General features: G+C 57.9%; 14 protein-coding genes. 7 read left to right on the top strand and 7 right to left on the bottom strand.

The features are described 5' to 3' along the window. The first annotated feature begins 18 nt into the window (after nt 1–18). From ahcY to RX972_RS03850, 4 genes are all read left to right on the top strand, one after another. Entirely contained in the window at nt 19–1,428 is a 1,410-nt protein-coding gene (gene ahcY, locus RX972_RS03865) for an adenosylhomocysteinase (RefSeq protein ID WP_316872605.1), read from the top strand. A 193-nt stretch (nt 1,429–1,621) separates the two neighbouring features. Continuing rightward, complete coding sequence (metF, locus tag RX972_RS03860; protein ID WP_316872604.1) at nt 1,622–2,467, top strand: methylenetetrahydrofolate reductase [NAD(P)H]; 846 nt, start codon at nt 1,622–1,624, stop codon at nt 2,465–2,467. A gap of 66 nt (nt 2,468–2,533) precedes the next feature. Next, the gene (locus tag RX972_RS03855; RefSeq protein WP_316872603.1) at nt 2,534–3,622 is read left to right on the top strand and encodes a hypothetical protein; all 1,089 of its coding nucleotides are present in this window, start codon (nt 2,534–2,536) and stop codon (nt 3,620–3,622) included. A 376-nt stretch (nt 3,623–3,998) separates the two neighbouring features. Continuing rightward, nucleotides 3,999–5,903, top strand: a complete 1,905-nt coding sequence (locus RX972_RS03850) for a DEAD/DEAH box helicase (protein ID WP_122806072.1) — start codon at nt 3,999–4,001, stop codon at nt 5,901–5,903. A gap of 235 nt (nt 5,904–6,138) precedes the next feature. Here RX972_RS03850 and RX972_RS03845 read toward each other — a convergent pair whose 3' ends face one another. Both RX972_RS03845 and RX972_RS03840 read right to left on the bottom strand, forming a co-directional pair. Then, a complete protein-coding gene (locus tag RX972_RS03845; protein ID WP_027902551.1) occupies nt 6,139–6,717 on the bottom strand; it encodes a YceI family protein in 579 nt (192 codons plus the stop codon). A gap of 27 nt (nt 6,718–6,744) precedes the next feature. Beyond that, nucleotides 6,745–7,293, bottom strand: coding sequence for a cytochrome b (locus RX972_RS03840; protein WP_027902550.1), 549 nt, complete (start codon nt 7,291–7,293; stop codon nt 6,745–6,747). Nucleotides 7,294–7,769: 476 nt separating this feature from the next. On the opposite strand from RX972_RS03840, the gene RX972_RS03835 reads away from it, so the two are divergent. Then, the gene (locus RX972_RS03835; protein WP_316872602.1) at nt 7,770–8,120 is read left to right on the top strand and encodes a hypothetical protein; all 351 of its coding nucleotides are present in this window, start codon (nt 7,770–7,772) and stop codon (nt 8,118–8,120) included. A gap of 476 nt (nt 8,121–8,596) precedes the next feature. Here RX972_RS03835 and RX972_RS03830 read toward each other — a convergent pair whose 3' ends face one another. Then, nucleotides 8,597–10,456 carry a flavin monoamine oxidase family protein gene (locus RX972_RS03830; protein WP_316872601.1) on the bottom strand — a complete coding sequence of 620 codons (1,860 nt, stop codon included), beginning with the start codon at nt 10,454–10,456 and terminating at the stop codon, nt 8,597–8,599. A gap of 365 nt (nt 10,457–10,821) precedes the next feature. Here RX972_RS03830 and RX972_RS03825 point away from each other — a divergent pair, with 365 nt between their 5' ends. Together RX972_RS03825 and RX972_RS03820 are read left to right on the top strand one after the other, a co-directional pair. After that, the gene (locus RX972_RS03825) at nt 10,822–12,228 is read left to right on the top strand and encodes an adenosylmethionine--8-amino-7-oxononanoate transaminase (RefSeq protein ID WP_316872600.1); all 1,407 of its coding nucleotides are present in this window, start codon (nt 10,822–10,824) and stop codon (nt 12,226–12,228) included. Between the two features lie 158 nt (nt 12,229–12,386). Further along, nucleotides 12,387–13,106, top strand: a complete 720-nt coding sequence (locus tag RX972_RS03820) for a 16S rRNA (uracil(1498)-N(3))-methyltransferase (RefSeq protein WP_231676096.1) — start codon at nt 12,387–12,389, stop codon at nt 13,104–13,106. A gap of 290 nt (nt 13,107–13,396) precedes the next feature. Here RX972_RS03820 and hydA read toward each other — a convergent pair whose 3' ends face one another. The 4 genes from hydA to RX972_RS03800 are packed head-to-tail and all read right to left on the bottom strand — an operon-like array spanning nt 13,397 to nt 17,960. Further along, entirely contained in the window at nt 13,397–14,836 is a 1,440-nt protein-coding gene (gene hydA, locus RX972_RS03815) for a dihydropyrimidinase (RefSeq protein WP_316872599.1), read from the bottom strand. A 24-nt stretch (nt 14,837–14,860) separates the two neighbouring features. Next, on the bottom strand, nt 14,861–15,757 hold the full coding sequence (locus RX972_RS03810) for an allantoinase PuuE (protein ID WP_122395389.1): 897 nt from the start codon (nt 15,755–15,757) through the stop codon (nt 14,861–14,863). A 60-nt stretch (nt 15,758–15,817) separates the two neighbouring features. Next, the gene (locus RX972_RS03805) at nt 15,818–16,693 is read right to left on the bottom strand and encodes a MurR/RpiR family transcriptional regulator (RefSeq protein ID WP_122705840.1); all 876 of its coding nucleotides are present in this window, start codon (nt 16,691–16,693) and stop codon (nt 15,818–15,820) included. A 19-nt stretch (nt 16,694–16,712) separates the two neighbouring features. Continuing rightward, nucleotides 16,713–17,960, bottom strand: a complete 1,248-nt coding sequence (locus RX972_RS03800; RefSeq protein WP_316872598.1) for a cysteine desulfurase-like protein — start codon at nt 17,958–17,960, stop codon at nt 16,713–16,715. Between the last annotated feature and the right edge of the window lie 21 nt (nt 17,961–17,981).

Genomic DNA, 17,981 nt, shown 5'->3' with positions numbered 1-17,981 from the left:
ACGAATGGAGACTCTCTAATGAGTGCAGTACTTACGCCCGCAGATTTTTCCGACTACAAAGTAGCCGACATGTCCCTGGCTGCCTGGGGCCGTCGCGAAACCATCATCGCTGAATCCGAAATGCCTGCCCTGATGGGCTTGCGCCGTAAATACTCCGGCGAGCAACCGCTCAAGGGCGCGAAGATTCTCGGCTGCATCCACATGACCATTCAGACTGCCGTACTGATCGAAACCCTGGTTGCCCTGGGTGCCGAAGTTCGCTGGTCGTCCTGCAACATTTTCTCCACTCAGGACCAGGCCGCTGCTGCCATTGCTGCTGCCGGTATTGCTGTGTACGCCTGGAAAGGCGAAACCGAAGAAGAGTACGAGTGGTGCCTTGAGCAAACCATCCTGAAGGATGGCGCGCCTTGGGATGCCAACATGATCCTCGACGACGGCGGCGACCTGACCGAGCTGCTGCACAAGAAATACCCGGCCATCCTGGACCGCGTTCACGGCGTGACCGAAGAAACCACCACTGGCGTTCACCGCTTGCTGGACATGCTGGCCAAAGGCGAGCTGAAAATCCCGGCCATCAACGTCAACGACTCGGTGACCAAGAGCAAAAACGACAACAAATACGGCTGCCGTCACAGCCTGAACGACGCTATCAAGCGTGGTACTGACCACCTGCTGTCGGGCAAGCAAGCACTGGTTATCGGTTATGGCGACGTGGGCAAGGGCTCGGCTCAATCCCTGCGTCAGGAAGGCATGATCGTTAAAGTGACCGAAGTCGATCCGATCTGCGCCATGCAAGCCTGCATGGACGGTTTCGAGCTGGTTTCGCCGTTCATCGACGGTGAAAACGACGGCACCGAAGCAAGCATCGACAAAGCACTGCTGGGCAAGATCGACCTGATCGTGACCACCACTGGTAACGTCAATGTCTGCGACTCGAACATGCTCAAAGCGCTGAAAAAACGCGCTGTGGTCTGCAACATCGGTCACTTCGACAACGAAATCGACACCGCTTTCATGCGCAAGAACTGGGCATGGGAAGAAGTGAAGCCACAGGTACACAAGATCCACCGTACCGGCCCTGGCGCATTCGATGCCCAGAACGACGACTACCTGATCCTGCTGGCCGAAGGCCGTCTGGTTAACCTGGGTAACGCCACTGGTCACCCAAGCCGCATCATGGACGGTTCGTTCGCCAACCAGGTTCTGGCGCAGATCTTCCTGTTCGGTCAGAAGTACGCCGATCTGTCCCCGGCTCAAAAAGCCGAGCGTCTGACCGTTGAAGTACTGCCGAAGAAACTTGACGAAGAAGTGGCCCTGGAAATGGTTCGCGGCTTCGGCGGCGTTGTGACCAAACTGACCAAGACCCAGGCCGACTACATCGGCGTGACCGTTGATGGTCCGTTCAAGCCGCACGCTTACCGTTACTGATACACCTCTTCTGCGGGCGGCTCTTTTGGAGCCGCTCTAGCAGAAACGGCCACGGCCTTGTAGGAGCGCGCTTGCCCGCGATGCGATATGCCAGTCGAACAATGTTTTCGACTGATCTGACGCTATCGCGGGCAAGCGCGCTCCTACAGGGATACGTCAGGCGTAAGGCTTTCGAATTCCCAAGGTTATTGACATGTCCCAAGACCGCAGCTTCAGCTTCGAATTCTTCCCGACGAAGACCGAGGCTGGCCATGAAAAGCTTCTGAACGTTGCTCGTCAGATAGCCAGTTACAACCCGGCTTTTTTCTCCTGCACATACGGTGCAGGTGGATCCACGCGTGACGGTACGATCAACACCGTCCTGCAGCTGCAAAACGAAGTAAAAGTACCGTCCGCACCGCATCTGTCCTGCGTTGGCGACAGCAAGGCAGACTTGCGCGCCCTGCTGAACCAGTACAAGGACGCCGGTATCAAACGCATCGTTGCACTGCGCGGCGACCTGCCCTCGGGTATGGGCATGTCCAGCGGTGAACTGCGCTACGCCAGCGACCTGGTTTCGTTCATTCGTGAAGAAACCGGCAGCCATTTCCACATCGAAGTAGCGGCTTATCCTGAGATGCACCCTCAGGCGCGCAATTTCGATGACGACGTGAAGAACTTCGTGCACAAGGCCCAGGCCGGTGCCGACAGCGCGATCACCCAGTATTTCTTCAACGCCGACAGCTACTTCCACTTCCTGGAACGCGTGCAGAAGAAAGGCGTTACCCTGCCCATCGTGCCGGGCATCATGCCGATCACCAACTACAGCAAGCTCGCGCGCTTCTCCGATGCCTGCGGTGCGGAAATCCCGCGCTGGATCCGCAAGCAACTGGAAGCCTACGGCGACGACGTGCAAAGCATCCAGGCGTTTGGCGAACAGGTCATCACCGAGATGTGCGAGCGCCTGCTGCAAGGTGGCGCGCCAGGACTGCACTTCTATACCCTGAACCAGGCTGAACCAAGCCTGGCGGTCTGGAACAACCTGAAGTTGCCGCGTTAAGATACGCGGCTTTTCTACGGTGCAGGTCTTGAGTGCCAAGACCTGCAATTGCCTGGACGCATGTAGTTGACTTCACCATCTGAAAATAAAACCTCAACGCCGCAACTCATCTATCTGGTGTTCGGCGCTCAAACCTACCATCAGGAGGCGGTCTTCAGCATCGCCAGTGCCCTGGCTTGCAAGCGTCAGCAGCCGGCTCAGGCATTCGACATCCAGGTGTTCACTGACGACCCATTGCCCTACCAGAATCTACCGGTCCATATCCGTACCCTGGATGCAGAAACCCGCAAGGCATGGAGCGAGCCTCATGGCTATCATTTCCGGGCCAAGCATGTCGTCGTGCGCCTTGTGCTTGAAGACTATGAGCGCGCATTGCTGATCGATACAGACACCATTTTCAATACCACTCCCTACGCGCTTTTCGATCGGGTAAAACCTGGCACGCTGCTCTGTAATGCGATTGCAGGAAGTTACGGCTCGAACCGGGAATCAAAGCTCTACAAGGCGCTAGCGCCGACACTGCAGTCAAGAGGCCTTGCTGACGATCAGATGCCCATGATCAATTCCGGGGTGATTGGACTGACCCGGGACGATGCCCAGTTGCTCGACAGGTCCATTGCTCTGATGGACGAGTTTTATCCGCTGGCCAATAAAGCCTACAGCCTCGAAGAGTTTTGCCTTGGCATGGCTGCGTACAACACCAAGCAGATCGAACAGTGCACGGATCTCGTTCACCACTACTGGAGCCGCAAACAACTGTTCAGAGCCAAGATAAACGCATGGTTGCAGGAACACGCAGATAATCCTGCACACAATAAGGCGCTGGACGATACCCGGCGCGTCAGTACCGTGGTGCCACGTCCGCCCGCCTGGCAGCGTTCGATGTACAAAACGGCGACGCTGTTCGCGCCACGCGAGCAACGTCAGTTTGCCCTCGAGATCCTTTACGGCTGCTACACCCATAGCAACGAATTCGATCGAGCGTGTTGCACTGTATGGTGGGACAAAGCTCGAGAAAATGCTGAAAAACGCCAAAAACGGCCGATGGAATCCGTGCAACTTGAGCAGTGGTTGAATCACTGGGTACTTCGCACATTGCTTGGGAGTCGCCGAAAAGCCGTTCACAAACATTTGATGCAGGCTTCTGCCCGGTAATTTCGAGAACCTGCTGTACTCCATCATCAACTAATGGCACCGTTGAGCAGCAGGAAAGCAGCGCTTGGTGTTTGCTCTGTTATACTCCGGGCTTCCCGCCAGGCTTACGCCCGGATGCTCGGTCTTGTTTCAGGCTCCTCGATCACGCCAATAGCGCATCTTCTTTCACTGCGCAGCGTCACGAGATGCCCTGAAGGCCCAGCAGGACCGGACGGGACTGCGTTCTCCAAAGCTTGAACGAAAACACCGAGCCGCGATCACCCTGTTCACCGAACAGCATGGTCGACGCTCAGGCAGTTTCGACGAAGCCTGAACGCCATTCGCGCCAGGCAAGACTTCCCTTTGAGCATAAGCTCTAACTAAAACAGGATTACTCATGTCCTTTGCTTCCCTCGGTCTCTCCGAGGCTCTAGTTCGCGCCATCGAGGCAGCGGGCTATACCCAGCCTACTCCGGTGCAACAGCGGGCCATTCCCGCCGTGTTGCAAGGTCGCGACCTGATGGTTGCCGCCCAGACAGGTACTGGTAAAACCGGTGGTTTCGCCCTTCCGATTCTGGAACGGTTGTTTCCCAACGGTCATCCGGACAAATCTCAACGTCACGGCCCGCGCCAACCGCGCGTACTGGTCCTGACCCCGACTCGCGAACTTGCCGCCCAGGTGCATGACAGCTTCAAGCTGTACGCCCGCGATCTGAAGTTCGTCAGCGCCTGCATCTTCGGTGGCGTCGGCATGAACCCACAGGTTCAAGCCATGGCCCGTGGCGTAGACGTGCTGGTGGCCTGCCCTGGCCGTCTGCTCGATCTGGCCGGTCAAGGCAGCGTCGACCTGTCCCACGTTGAAATCCTCGTGCTCGATGAAGCCGACCGGATGCTCGACATGGGCTTCGTACACGACGTGAAGAAAGTGCTCGCACGTCTGCCCGCCAAGCGTCAGAACCTGCTGTTCTCGGCGACGTTCTCCAACGACATCACAGCGTTGGCAGGCAAGCTGTTGCACAACCCGGAGCGCATCGAAGTCACGCCGCCGAACACCACGGTCGAGCGTATCGAGCAACGCGTGTTCCGCCTGCCCGCCAACCACAAGCGTTCGCTGCTGGCGCACCTGATCACTCAGGGTGCCTGGGAGCAAGTGCTGGTCTTCACTCGCACCAAACACGGCGCAAACCGTCTGGCCGAGTACCTGGACAAACACGGTCTTACCGCTGTGGCGATCCACGGTAACAAGAGCCAGAACGCTCGCACCAAAGCGCTGGCCGATTTCAAGGCCGGTGAAGTACGCATCATGGTTGCGACTGACATCGCCGCTCGCGGCCTGGATATCGACCAGTTGCCGCACGTGGTCAACTTCGAACTGCCGAACGTAGACGAAGACTATGTTCACCGCATCGGTCGTACAGGCCGTGCAGGCCGTAACGGCGAAGCGATTTCGCTGGTTGCTCCGGACGAAGAAAAGCTGCTCAAAAGCATCGAGCGCATGACCAAGCAGAAGATTGCCGATGGCGATCTGATGGGCTTCGACATGTCCGCAGTAGAAGCCGAGAAGCCTGAAGTTCGCGAGCGTCCGGACGTGCGTAACCCACGCAATCCGCGCGGACCTCGTGGCGATGGTCCGAACGGCGGTGGCGGTGGTCGCAAAGACAAAGGCAAAGATAAGGGCAAGGAAAAACCGGCAGCCGCTGCTGGTGAACGTCCGGCCCGCAAGCCGCGTGAACAACAGAAGCCTCGCGGTGAAGGCGCTCCGGCTCGCGAACAGCGTGCGGCAAATCCTCGCGCAGCTGCACCGCGCCCGGCTGCAGATCGCGCCCCGGACGAGTTTCTGGATGACGAAGTGGATAACTTCGGCAACCGCGCTGATTACGTCAGTCCGTATAAGGACAAGAACCAGAGCCGCGGTCGTCGTCCTGGCGCTCCGGCAGCCAGCACGGGTACCGGCGCTGCTCCAGCCGCTCGCGCCCCGCGCCCAAGTGGTCCGCGCAGTGGCGGTGGTGCGTCCACAGGTACGCCGCCAGCCAAGCGCAACGGCCCTCGTAACGGTGCTCCACGCGATGGCCAGGCTCGCCGTGACGAGAACCCGCGCAACCGCCGCCCGGCACGCGATGACTCGGCCCGTCAGGAACCGGCAGTTCGCGGTCCTCGCGACAGCCAGAGCCAGCCGCAACCGAAGATCATGCACAAAGAGTCGAAAAGCGACCGGTTCCCGTCCGCTGAACAACTCGATCAGCTGCCAACCCGCCCACGCGGTGAAAAGCCAGCCCTGCTGACCCGCAACCGCGAAGGTTAAGCAAGGCCGGAACAAAAAACGCCCCGACTGGTTCGGGGCGTTTTTGTGTGTGAAACCCTGTTGAAGCCGATCCTTGTGGGAGCGAATTCATTCGCGAAGAGGCCAGTACATCCAATGCATATTCGTCATTTGAGACGCCGCCTTCGCGAATGAATTCGCTCCCACAGTCAATCGTTGTATTTCAGACAAAAAAAACGCCGACCCTGAGGTCGGCGTTTTTGATCAACCGGAAAGCTTACTTGGCTTGAACGCCTTCGAAGCTGATTTCCAGGTCCAGAGTTTGCGAGGTAGGACCTGGGCCTTTGATGCCGAAGTCGTTCAGGTTAAGCGTCGAAGTACCGTTGAAGCCGGCACGGTAGCCGCCCCATGGATCCTTGCCTTCGCCGTTGAAAGTCGCCTTGATCACGATCGGCTTGGTCACTCCGTGCAGGGTCAGGTCGCCCGTCACGTCAGCAGTTTTTGCGCCGGTAGATTTGACTGCGGTAGAGACGAACTTGGCTTCAGGAAACTTGGCAACGTCCAGGAAGTCCTTGCTGCTGATGTGCTTGTCACGCTCGGCGTGGTTGGTGAACAGGCTGGCAGTTTTCAGCTCAACGTCGATTTTGCTGGCTTCAGGCTTGGCAGCGTCAAAACTGAACTTGCCGCTCCAGTCCTTGAACGTACCGTGGATGAAGCTGTAGCCCAGGTGGCTGATCTTGAAGTCAACGAAAGCGTGCTGGCCTTCCTTGTCGATCACGTAATCAGCGGCCATCGCCTGACCGGCAGACAACAGTGCAGTACCAAGAGCCAGTGCGGCGAGAGTCTTCTTCAACATGCTTTTATTCCCGTTTTGGTTGAACAATTAAGCGCGACCCAGCATACGCTTGAGGGTCACATCGCGATCAATGAAGTGGTGTTTCAGTGCAGCGAGACCATGCAGCCCTGCGAAGACCACCAGCACCCAAGCCAGGTACAAGTGAATCCAGCCAGCGGTTTCGGCCTGATCAGGCAGACCGCTGAACAGCGCAGGTATTTCAAACAGGCCAAATACCGGGATCCCCACGCCGTCGGCGGTGGAAATGAGGTAACCGGCGAACATCACAGCAAACAGACCGACATAAAGAAACATATGCCCAACGTGCGCGCCGATTCGCGTCCACTTGCCATAGCTGGCGAGAGACGGCGGCGGCGGGCTGAGCAGGCGCCAGACAATGCGGAACAACATAAAGGCGAATAACGTGATGCCAATGCTTTTGTGCAGATCGGGCCCGGCCTTACGCCACGTGTCGTAATAATCCAGACCTACCATCCACAGCCCTAGCGCGAACAAACCAAACACTGCAACAGCAACGCCCCAGTGCAGCACCATGCTGACCAGACCGTAGCGAGAGGATGAGTTGCGTAACTGCATTGCCATTACCCTGTAGGAGTTGATGCCAGACTAGCTTTTTATCTATCGAATGAAAGCGCAAAATTTCGCTTTGAAGTATCGAATAATACGATTGTTACGTTTTTCATCAGCTCCATCGCCGCGTCCGCATTCAATGCTGACTGTCATTGATAGACGAAAAAGCGATAACCCGCGTATTACTCAAGCCCAGCATCGCGAGAATTGCTTCGTAACAAAACCTTGCCATGACCATCGGCCTTTCAACTGCGATGAGCGGCACTTCGCCCTCAATCCTCGGCCGATGCACTACCCGCTTGACCTCCCGTCAAAGAAGGCTAAAAACCCTCAAAAGGTCAAATTAATGACTGAATTTATGTTCATTAAAATGACACCACCCAATGAATTCGCAATGAGTGACGTTATTCCGACAGATGGAAGCATTAGGCCATTGTTACCGACCTGAATAAGCCTCAGCATCTCCCACAGGCCTACAAGGGATGAGCCTGTGCCTCTCTTGCACCAAGCCCAAATCAATCACTGCAACCCGTCTTCAGACAGTAACGAGTACCGGAGCAGGACTTTTAGATCGCATCGATCAATGGAGCAACACCGCGATGATGACTGTTTATTTTGTCGTTATGACAATGTGCAGTGGTATGGAAGGCTGTGTGGAGGAGCGAAAGGCAGGAGACGCCTACGCATCCCGGGAAGAATGCATGACCAAGGTGAGTGCTATCACGCGACGTAAAGGCGTGAAGTACAAGTGCAGAAGCGAGCCGCAGTGGGTTCTCAAAGAAGATCGGCGCGTTGAAGGCACCAAGAGCTTCGCGACGACGGGCGCTAAATAAGCGGTTTCACTTTTTGTAGGCGTTCGCGCCATCGCATAGCAAACACCGACCTGTACAGGCTGTGTGAAAACCTCACGAGCCAATTAGCTGGCTAAAAAACGCTCAAAAAACCGCGCTCCTACGTGAGTTTGAGGTCTGTGACCCACACAAACTTTTAAAGATTTCACGTGAGCGCGCGCAGTTTGTTTTTGTCTGAGGGTTTTCACACAGTCTGTGTAGGAGTGAACTTGTTCGCGATCTGGCGCGAAGCGGCAGCAACGACCGCGACTCGGTGCATTTGCTGGAATCGGGTCGCCAGATTTACGACTGCTGCGCAGCCGTTCGCGAACAAGTTCACTCCTACAAGGTATGTGTTTCAAGCCCATGATTGATGCGAGCTAAAGTCCCGCTCTAACTGATCCGGGGCGTGAGGTTGCCAAATAAAGAAAGGGCGTGATCTCAAGATCGCGCCCTTTTCTTTTGCTACTTCAGTCCGATCAGTTTTTAGCTTCAGCGGCGGCTTTGGCCTTCGCCTTGGCAGCAGCTGCTTTCTTGTCAGCTTCAATCTGGGCCGGGGTTTTGGCAGGGGCCTTTTTCGCAGCTTCTTTAGCTGGAGCTTTCTTGGCAGGCTCAGCCTTTTTCACCGGTGCCTTTTTAGCGGGTTCGACCTTGGCCGGCTCGGCCTTGACCGGTGCGACGACAGGTGCAACCACCGGAGCTACAGCCTCAGGAGCGGGAGCAGGTGCTGGCTCAGGAGCTTTCTCGACGGGCTTGGCGACAGGCTCTTCAGCACAACCGAACCAGCACGAGAAGAAACCACCTTTTTCCTTAGCTTTGGCCTCATCAGCCGCTTTGGCTGGCTCAGGCTTTTTGGCTTCAGCCTTGTCAGACGAACCGCCAAACATATTGCTAAAGAAACCACCTTCGTCCTTCTTCACTGCAGGTGCTGGCGCAGGGACGATTTTCACAGGTTCAAACGACTTGCCAGCGGCCAGATCCTGGACCTGACTGGCCGCACGCTGGCCTGTGCGCAAAGCGCCTTCTACCGTGCCAGGGTACAACGTATCAGTGTGCTCACCGGCAAAGGCTACGCGCAGAATCGGCTTTTCCCACACACGCCAGAACTTGCTGATCTGCCCCGGTCCGAATGCCAGATAGGAACCGCCAGTGGACGGGTCGACGCTGTAACGACGGATCTCGTAGCCGGTGTAAGCACCGCGAGCCTGTGGGTAGAACGTGTGCAGGCGAATCAGTACCTGATCCACCAATTGCTTGTCGCCAAAGGCCTGCATGATCCGCGCGTTATCGCCGGACAGGTTGATCACCACATTGGCGCCGCCCTTGGTTGCTGGCTCGATCCACAGCATGCCCAGACCGGTGTTGCTGAAGATCTCGCCAGACATGCGAGCCTTGCTTTCCCAGACAGGCGTCTTGAACTTGAGCATGATCTGGTCGCGCCAACCGTAGTTGGTGCTCTTGATCGCCGCCATGTGCTGGGCATCCAGCGCAGGCGTCATCTGAATCTTGCTCAATGCGCGGAGCGGCACGGCCAGCACCACGTAATCAGCGCTGTAACCGACTGCACCCGCCTTGACCGTTACGCCGTCCTTATCCTGAACGATGGCGGAAACCGGTGAGTTGGTCTTGATGGTTTTGATTTGCTTGGCGAACGCTTCAGCCAGTACCGCGCTGCCACCTGGCAGACGCGCTGCACGGCGATCACGGTCGTCAACGTTGCGATAAACCCGGGATTGCTGTGCGAAATACAGCAGCGACAAGCGCGACGGCTCGTCATAGCGGGTACGAATTTCCTGATTGATCAACTGGCGAGCGGTGGCTGGCAGGGTCAGACGATCCAGCCAGTTCGCCACGTTGATCTGATCCAGTGCAAACAGCGTGCTGTTGGCCGCCGGGTTTTCCGGGTTGTCGATGGAGCGCGCCAGATTGTCCAGGGTTTCCTCGTAGCGCTTGATCGCATCGGCGGTCGCCGGTTGCTTGAGCGCCAGATCGGCCTTGCTGAAATAAACGCCATCAATCAGGTAGCCCGGCGTGCGGACAAACTCCGGCGCAGGCACCGTGGCCAGCTTGAAGCGCTCCAGATACTGGTTCAACGCAGGCTGAGCCTTGGTATTACCGATCCATTCGCTGGTGGCCAGACCGGAGCGGCCGCCCAGCGCTGGTTTGGCTTCCAGCAGAGTGACCTGCCAGCCTTTAGCTTGCAGCTCGTACGCAGCTGTCAGGCCTGCAAGCCCGCCGCCAACCACGATCGCAGTCTTTTGTTTTTCATTAGCGAGCGCCGAAACGCTGACCAGCCCAACTAAAACGAGCGCACAGGCGCGCAGCCAACCAGAAAGCATTCAGCAGACTCCGAAAAAAGCAGGGGAGGTTTCGGTAAATGACGCTCGATACGTCACAGAGGCGCGAAGGATACGCCAGCCGCAGCAGGGCTACCAGTGATGTCCATCGGGCGCCTGTCAAACATAAAAAAGAATGGTTTTTTCTGTAGCGCGCTTGCCCGCGATGGCGACAGTTCAGGCAATACGTTTTTTGCTGACACACCGCATCGCGGGCGAGCGCGCTCCTACGGGATCTGTGTTTTCTGCACGAAAGCGTTCGCATCCAAAACCAATTGGCACTAAAGGTTGTCCCGTAGCCGGGCATTGCATAGGCTTGCGCGATTGCTCGTCCTCGCACCATGCGAGTCGCTATCCGGAGAAAACCAATGGGCCTGAATGATCAGTGGATGCAGCGCGACCTCAAGGTTCTGTGGCACCCCTGCACCCAGATGAAAGACCACGAAAGCCTGCCACTGATTCCGATCAAGCGTGGCGAGGGTGTGTGGCTGGAAGACTTCGAAGGCAAACGCTATCTGGACGCCGTCAGTTCCTGGTGGGTCAATGTGTTTGGCCACGCCAACCCGCGTATCAATCAACGCATCAAGGATCAGGTCGACCAACTGGAACATGTGATCCTTGCCGGTTTCAGCCACCAGCCGGTGATTGAGCTGTCCGAGCGGCTGGTCAAACTGACGCCTGATGGTCTGACCCGCTGCTTCTATGCCGACAACGGTTCGTCCTGCATCGAAGTCGCGCTGAAAATGAGCTTTCACTATTGGCTCAACCGCGGCCAGCCGGACAAGAAGCGCTTTGTCACCCTCACCAATAGCTACCACGGCGAAACCATGGCCGCGATGTCGGTTGGCGACGTGCCGTTGTTTACCGAAACCTATAAAGCGCTGCTGATGGATACCATCAAGGTGCCAAGCCCGGATTGCTACCACCGCCCCGAAGGCATGAGTTGGGAAGAACACTCGCGCAATATGTTCGCTGCAATGGAACATGCCCTCGCCGAAAACCACGCCACGGTGGCCGCCGTCATCGTAGAGCCATTGATTCAGGGCGCGGGCGGCATGCGCATGTACCATCCGGTATACCTGAGGCTGCTGCGTGAGGCCTGTGACCGATACGGCATGCATTTGATCCACGACGAGATTGCCGTAGGTTTCGGCCGCACCGGAACCATGTTTGCCTGCGAGCAAGCAGGTATCCGCCCGGACTTCCTGTGTCTGTCCAAGGCGCTGACCGGTGGATATCTGCCACTGGCGGCCGTGCTGACAACCGACGACGTGTACGACGCGTTTTACGACGACTACCCGACGCTTCGCGCCTTTCTGCATTCGCACAGCTACACCGGCAACCCGTTGGCGTGTGCAGCGGCATTGGCGACACTGGATATTTTCGAGCAAGACAACGTCATCGAAAATAACAAAGCCCTGGCCCAGCGTATGGCCACCGCCACCGCGCATCTGGTGGATCATCCGCATGTGGCTGAAGTGCGTCAGACCGGCATGGCGCTGGCCATCGAGATGGTTCAGGACAAAGCCACCAAAACAGCCTACCCGTGGCAGGAACGCCGTGGACTGCAGGTGTTCCAGCATGCACTGGAGCGCGGCGCGCTATTGCGTCCGCTGGGCAGCGTGGTTTACTTCCTGCCACCGTATGTGATCACGCCCGAGCAGATCGACTTCCTCGCCGAAGTCGCAACTGAAGGCATCGACATCGCGACGCGTAAAAGCATCAGCGTTGCCGTGAGAGAGAATTTCCACCCGGATTTTCGTGATCCGGGCTAAAACCCAATCAATGATTTGAAACGCGTTCCCCCTGTGGGAGCGAGGCTTGCCCGCAATAAGGCTGCACGCGGTTCACTTTAGATCGCATTTAGCCTTATCGCGGGCAAGCCTCGCTCCCACAAAGGGTCTGCGATTTACCAAAATTTCAGAGACCCACCATGAGACTGTCCCGCTTCTTCATCGACGCCACCCTGAGCCTCGGTGAACACGAACTGCCTGAAGCCCAGGCGCATTACATCGGCCGCGTGCTGCGGATGGCCGAAGGCGATGCACTGCAAGTGTTTGATGGCTCAGGCCAGGAGTTTCGCGGCACCTTGCTGGAAGTCGGCAAGAAGCGCGTGCGCGTCAAGCTCGACGAAACCTTCCCCGGGCAAACCGAATCGCCGTTGCGTATCCACCTTGGCCAGGGTTTGTCCCGTGGCGAGCGCATGGACTGGGCGATTCAGAAAGCGACCGAACTGGGCGTCACGGAGATCACTCCGATTGTCAGCGAGCGCTGTGAAGTGCGCCTCAAGGACGAACGCGCCGAGAAGCGTCAGGCTCATTGGCAGCAAATCGCGATCAGCGCCTGCGAGCAATGTGGTCGCTCGGTGGTGCCGGTGATTCACCCGCCTATGCCTTTGGCTGAATGGCTCAAGCGCAGCGATGCCGAACTCAAGCTGGTGCTGCACCCGGTTGCAGAGCCGCTGACCAGCCACAGCAAACCCACTACCCTTGCTTTCCTGATCGGCCCTGAAGGCGGTTTGAACGACGCCGAAGTCGACCAGGCTCAGGACGCTGGCTTCCACGCCGCCCGCCTCGGCCCTCGCGTGCTGCGCACCGAAACCGCACCTGTTGTTGCTCTGAGCGTGGCGCAGCAGTTGTGGGGGGATTTTTAATCTCATCGCGCCGCAATACTGGACCTGTACAGACTGTGTGAAAACGTAGCGAGCGACGGCAAGACAAGGCAAAAACAGGCGAAAAAGCGGAGTCTAGGTGTTCTAAATGAGCATTTTTCGCCTGTTTTTAACGCAGTATTGTGCGCGTAGCACCGAAGGTGCCCAGCCTGCAGTAGTTTTCACACAGTCTGTGTAGGAGCGCGCTTGCCCGCGATGATGCCGGCACATCCAACGTTGATGGTGCCTGACACAAAGCCATCGCGGGCAAGCGCGCTCCTACAGTCTCCTCGCTACAGGTAAGGCAACTCGGTCTTCCTGCGCCGGGCCTTGGCTGGTTCCGGTCTTGCGCAGGGCAAGAACTGTCCGCGTCCCGGCTGGCCCAGTGCTTTGCCATCCCACACCACTTCGCCCCGTGAAAGCGTCAGCGCAGGCCAAGCGGTCAAGCGCATGCCCGCGTACGGCGTGTAATCCACGCGATGGTGCAAGCGATCGTTGTGCAGTTCGAAATCCAGCCCTTCATCCCAGATCACCAAATCCGCATCGGCGCCAATCGCGATACTGCCTTTGCGCGGATACAAGCCATAAAGCCGTGCGGCATTGGTCGAAGTCAGCGCGACAAATTCCTGCGCAGTAATGCGCCCGGTGCAGGCGCCTTCCGACCAGAGCAACGCCATGCGCGTTTCAATGCCGGGGATGCCGTTGGCCACTTCCGAAAACGGCGCATGCTCGCCGTGAGCGCGCTTGCCATCCGGACCTTCGTAACGAAACGGCGCGTGGTCCGAGGAGAACACCTCAAACGAGCCATTTTGCAGGCCGTCCCAGATGACCTGCTGGTTCGCAGCGTCTCTCGGTGGCGGGCTGCAAATGCATTTGGCGCCTTCAAAACTGTCATCGCAGCCCAGCGAGTCGGCAGTCAAAAACAGATACTGCGGACAGGTTTCGCCGTAGACCTTCAAGCCGTGGTCCTGCGCCCAGCGAATCTGCTCGATGGCTTCGCGCCCAGATACATGCACGATCAGGATGGGCACATCCACCAGTTCAGCCAGAGCAATGGCGCGGTGGGTGGCTTCGCGCTCTACCAACATGGGCCGTGACGTTGCGTGATAGCGCGGAGCGCTTAACCCCGCCGCCAAAAGGCGCTCGGTCAGCCAGGCAATACAGTCACTGTTTTCAGCGTGCAGCATGACCATCGCACCCTGGGCACGTGCAACTGACAACGTCTCAAGAATTTGCCGGTCATCGAGCTTCAGCGCGTCGTAGGTCATGTAGATCTTGAACGAGGTGTAACCCTCTGCGATCAGTTCCGGCAACTCACGGCGCAGTACGTCTTCGGTAGGGTCCGTCACGATCAAGTGGAAAGCGTAATCGATCAACGCCTTGCCATCCGCTCGCTGGTGATAATCATCGACAGCGGCACGCAGACTTTGCCCTTTCTGCTGACAGGCGAACGGGATCACCGTCGTCGTGCCGCCGCAGGCCGCGGAGCGGGTCCCGCTTTCGAAATCGTCCGCCATCACCGAACCGTCGCCGGTGGGCTGATCCAGATGCACATGACTGTCGATGCCGCCGGGCGTCACCGAGCGACCGGCTGCATCGATCTCACGAGTAGCGCCTTCCAGCCCCAGACCCAGCGCGACGATCAGCCCGTCGCGAACGCCAATATCACTGACAAAACTGTCCGCCGCCGTGATGACTTTGGCGTTGCGAATGACTAAATCGAAAGCCTGCATGGCGCGGTGCTCCTAAAGGTTGGGTTAGCCGCGGCTCATCCAGGCTTTGGCAATCTGCTCGCGGGTCGCGAACCAGACGCCTTCGTGGCCCTGGGCATATTCGATGAAACGCTTTATCGCCCGCACGCGTCCCGGACGACCAACCATGCGCGGGTGCAAGCCCACCGACATCATGCGCAAGCCATCAGCAGACTCTTCATAGAGCACCTCAAAGCTTTCCTTCATGTATTCGAAAAAGTCCGACGCCTGAGACAGGCCGGGCGAGTTCCAGTAACGGAAGTCATTCACGTCGCTGGTGTACGGCACCACCAGATGCTGTTTGCCTTCAACGTCGACGTAGTACGGCACGTCGTCGTTATAGGCGTCGGAGTCGTACAGAAAACCACCCTCTTCGGCCACCAGACGCCGGGTCCGCACGCTTGCGCCGTAGCGGCAATACCAGCCGACCGGGCGCTTGCCGCAGGTGCGTTCGAATGATTCAACGGCGAGACGAATGTGCTCACGCTCTTCCTCTTCGGTCAGGCGGAAAACCTCTTCCCATCGATAGCCATGACTGCAGACTTCATGACCCAGCGCGACAGCTGCTTTAGCGACATCAGGGTTCTGTTCGAACGCAACGGCACAGGCGTGAAAAGTGGACGGCACGCCGGCTTTTTCGAGGATCTCCAGAATCCGCCAGATACCCACCCGCGAGCCGTATTCATACATCGACTCCATCGCCAGATTGCGAACGCCATCAGGGAATTGGTAGCTGCCCCATTCGGTCATGCTTTCCTGATCGGGATCGCCCATTGCCAGCGAACGCTCGGAGCCTTCCTCATAATTGATGACCAGACTGATTGCCAACCGCGCACCATTAGGCCAGGTGCCTTGAGGACGGTTTTGGCCGTAGCCGACCAGATCGCGAAGGGGTGTAGCCATAAGAGCAATCTCCTGCACAGGCGCAGATGGTTGGGTTCAAGCAGACCGCTAAAACTCGGCTCAGCAGTCGATGTTTTTCAAAGCATCATGATCAGGGCCGCTCAGCGACTGACCGTCGCGAAACGCCAGACCCATCGCCAGGGTCTGGGCCACGCAGAACGCCGCCGTGAGTGAGCGAAAGCCCAGTAATTCCGCATCGTTGACTTCAATGATCACCGCCGCGTGCTGGCCGATCGGGCTGAGCAGGCTGTCGGTAATCGCCACAATAGGTGTACCTGCCGCCACTGCCTGCTGGCAGGCTTCGATGGTTTCCGTGGCATAAGGCGGGAAACTCACGGCGACCAGAATGTCATCGCTGTGCAGCGCACCGACTTGCTCGCGCAATGAACCACCGAGACCGCTGATGTGCACGGCACGACGACCGACGCGACTCAGCGCATAGCTCAGGTAACTGGCCATCGGGAACGACCGGCGCATTCCCACCACAAACGTCGTCCGGGCGCGTTGCAACAAAGTAATGGCCTGCTCCAGCGCTTCGACCTGCTGCCCTTCGGCCAGATGCTCCAGAGACACGATGTTGGCCCGGCTGAACGCGGTCAGAATGGCGCCGACATCGGTCGGGTCCTCCAGTAGTTCTTCACCCTGATAGTGACGAATCCGTTCACTGAAGCTCGACGAACCCGCCTGCTGCAACGGTGCCTTGAACAATCGCTGCAAGTCGCTGAAGCCGTTGAACCCCAGCGCCTTGGCCAGCCGAATAAAAGCCGATGAAGCAATCCCCGAGCGCTCCGCCAGCGCGGCCACTGTGTTGAGAGCCACGTCATGGGGATGCTCGGTGAGGTAGCACGCCGCATCTCGCATACGCGCGGTCAAACGATCCTGCTGCTCGACGATAGCCGCACGTAACTCGGCAAGGGTTTGAGGCACTGCTGACATGAAAGGTCGCTCGTAAAAATCAGGATGGACGCAGGTCGTTGATCGCCTCGGCCAGATGCCGGACCAGACGCTGCATTTCGTCGACCGTGTTGTAGTGCGCAATCGAGACACGTACCACACCGCCGAACCGGGCCAGGCCCAACTGTTCGATCAAGTGTCGCGCGTAGAAGTCACCGAAGCGAATCCCGATCCTGTGTTCGTCAATGCGCCGCACGATAGCTTCCGATTGCACGCCCTCCACCACGAAACTGATGGTCGGCACCCGATCGCCAGAGGTGACACGCGACTTGCCGATAATGCGAACACCCTCGGTTTCGCGCAGAAATGACAACAGGGTTTCGGCGAGCAAATCTTCCTGTACTTCGAACGCATCAAACGCCGCTTGCATGATCTGGCGCGGGCTGCCGCTGGCGCCCAGGCGCTGACCGATATCCAGCAGGTATTCGTTGATGCCCATGCAGCCGTATGACAACTCGTAGTTGAGGTTGCCCGGTTGCAGCTTGTAAGGGATCACGTCCTGCCCGATGAAAAAGTGATTGAGACTCGGCAGCTCCAGCAGCGCCTCACGATGCCCCCAAAGAACCGCGAAGTGCGGGCCGAACACCTTGTAGAAACTGAACACGTAATAATCGGCACCGCTGGCCTGCACATCCACCAGACGATGGGGCGCATACGCCACGGCATCTACGCACAACTTGCCGCCCACGGCATGCACACGACGGGCGACTTCGGCCACCGGGTTGACGCTGCCCAGAATGTTCGACGCATGGGTCATGGCTACATAGCGGGTGCGCGAGCCAAGCAGTGCATCCAGATCGTCGAGCTCCAGTTCCAGGGTTTGCGGATCGACTGACCACACTCGCAACGTCGCGCCACGCTCCTCGCACAACCGCTGCCACGGGCCGATATTCGCTTCGTGATCGCTGTGGGTAACGATGATTTCATCGCCGCTGTTGATCGAAGGCGCAATGGCGCGACAGAGGATTTGCAGCAGGTGCGTGGTCGAGCCGCCCATCACGCATTCTTCGGCGTGATACGCGTTGATCAGTTGCGCCACGGACTCCCGGGCTTGTAGCACCAGCGCACCGGCTGAAGCCGATCCGTTGTAGGACGCGCCCAATTGCACGCTGTTGTGAATCAGGTAGTCGCGGACCCGGTCAGCCACGCGCCCGAGCACCGCCGAACCACCGGCGTTGTCCAGATAGGCAAAACCATCGGCCAGCATGGGGAACTGGCGGCGAACATAATCGATATCGAGGGCGTTCAATTGGGCAGTCTCCAAAAGGAA

Source organism: Pseudomonas syringae group sp. J309-1, assembly GCF_032582135.1.
Lineage (GTDB): Bacteria > Pseudomonadota > Gammaproteobacteria > Pseudomonadales > Pseudomonadaceae > Aquipseudomonas > Aquipseudomonas quasicaspiana.
This window is presented reverse-complemented; position numbering and strand designations above follow the sequence as displayed.

Bases quoted from the DNA above. Each gene is read 5' to 3' on its own strand.
- RX972_RS03840 (WP_027902550.1), bottom strand. From the start codon at position 7,293: ATGCAGTTACGCAACTCATCCTCTCGCTACGGTCTGGTCAGCATGGTG.
- RX972_RS03820 (WP_231676096.1), top strand. From the start codon at position 12,387: ATGAGACTGTCCCGCTTCTTCATCGACGCCACCCTGAGCCTCGGTGAA.
- RX972_RS03845 (WP_027902551.1), bottom strand. From the start codon at position 6,717: ATGTTGAAGAAGACTCTCGCCGCACTGGCTCTTGGTACTGCACTGTTG.
- RX972_RS03850 (WP_122806072.1), top strand. From the start codon at position 3,999: ATGTCCTTTGCTTCCCTCGGTCTCTCCGAGGCTCTAGTTCGCGCCATC.
- RX972_RS03835 (WP_316872602.1), top strand. From the start codon at position 7,770: ATGAGCCTGTGCCTCTCTTGCACCAAGCCCAAATCAATCACTGCAACC.
- metF (WP_316872604.1), top strand. From the start codon at position 1,622: ATGTCCCAAGACCGCAGCTTCAGCTTCGAATTCTTCCCGACGAAGACC.
- RX972_RS03805 (WP_122705840.1), bottom strand. From the start codon at position 16,693: ATGTCAGCAGTGCCTCAAACCCTTGCCGAGTTACGTGCGGCTATCGTC.
- RX972_RS03825 (WP_316872600.1), top strand. From the start codon at position 10,822: ATGGGCCTGAATGATCAGTGGATGCAGCGCGACCTCAAGGTTCTGTGG.
- ahcY (WP_316872605.1), top strand. From the start codon at position 19: ATGAGTGCAGTACTTACGCCCGCAGATTTTTCCGACTACAAAGTAGCC.
- RX972_RS03810 (WP_122395389.1), bottom strand. From the start codon at position 15,757: ATGGCTACACCCCTTCGCGATCTGGTCGGCTACGGCCAAAACCGTCCT.
- hydA (WP_316872599.1), bottom strand. From the start codon at position 14,836: ATGCAGGCTTTCGATTTAGTCATTCGCAACGCCAAAGTCATCACGGCG.
- RX972_RS03830 (WP_316872601.1), bottom strand. From the start codon at position 10,456: ATGCTTTCTGGTTGGCTGCGCGCCTGTGCGCTCGTTTTAGTTGGGCTG.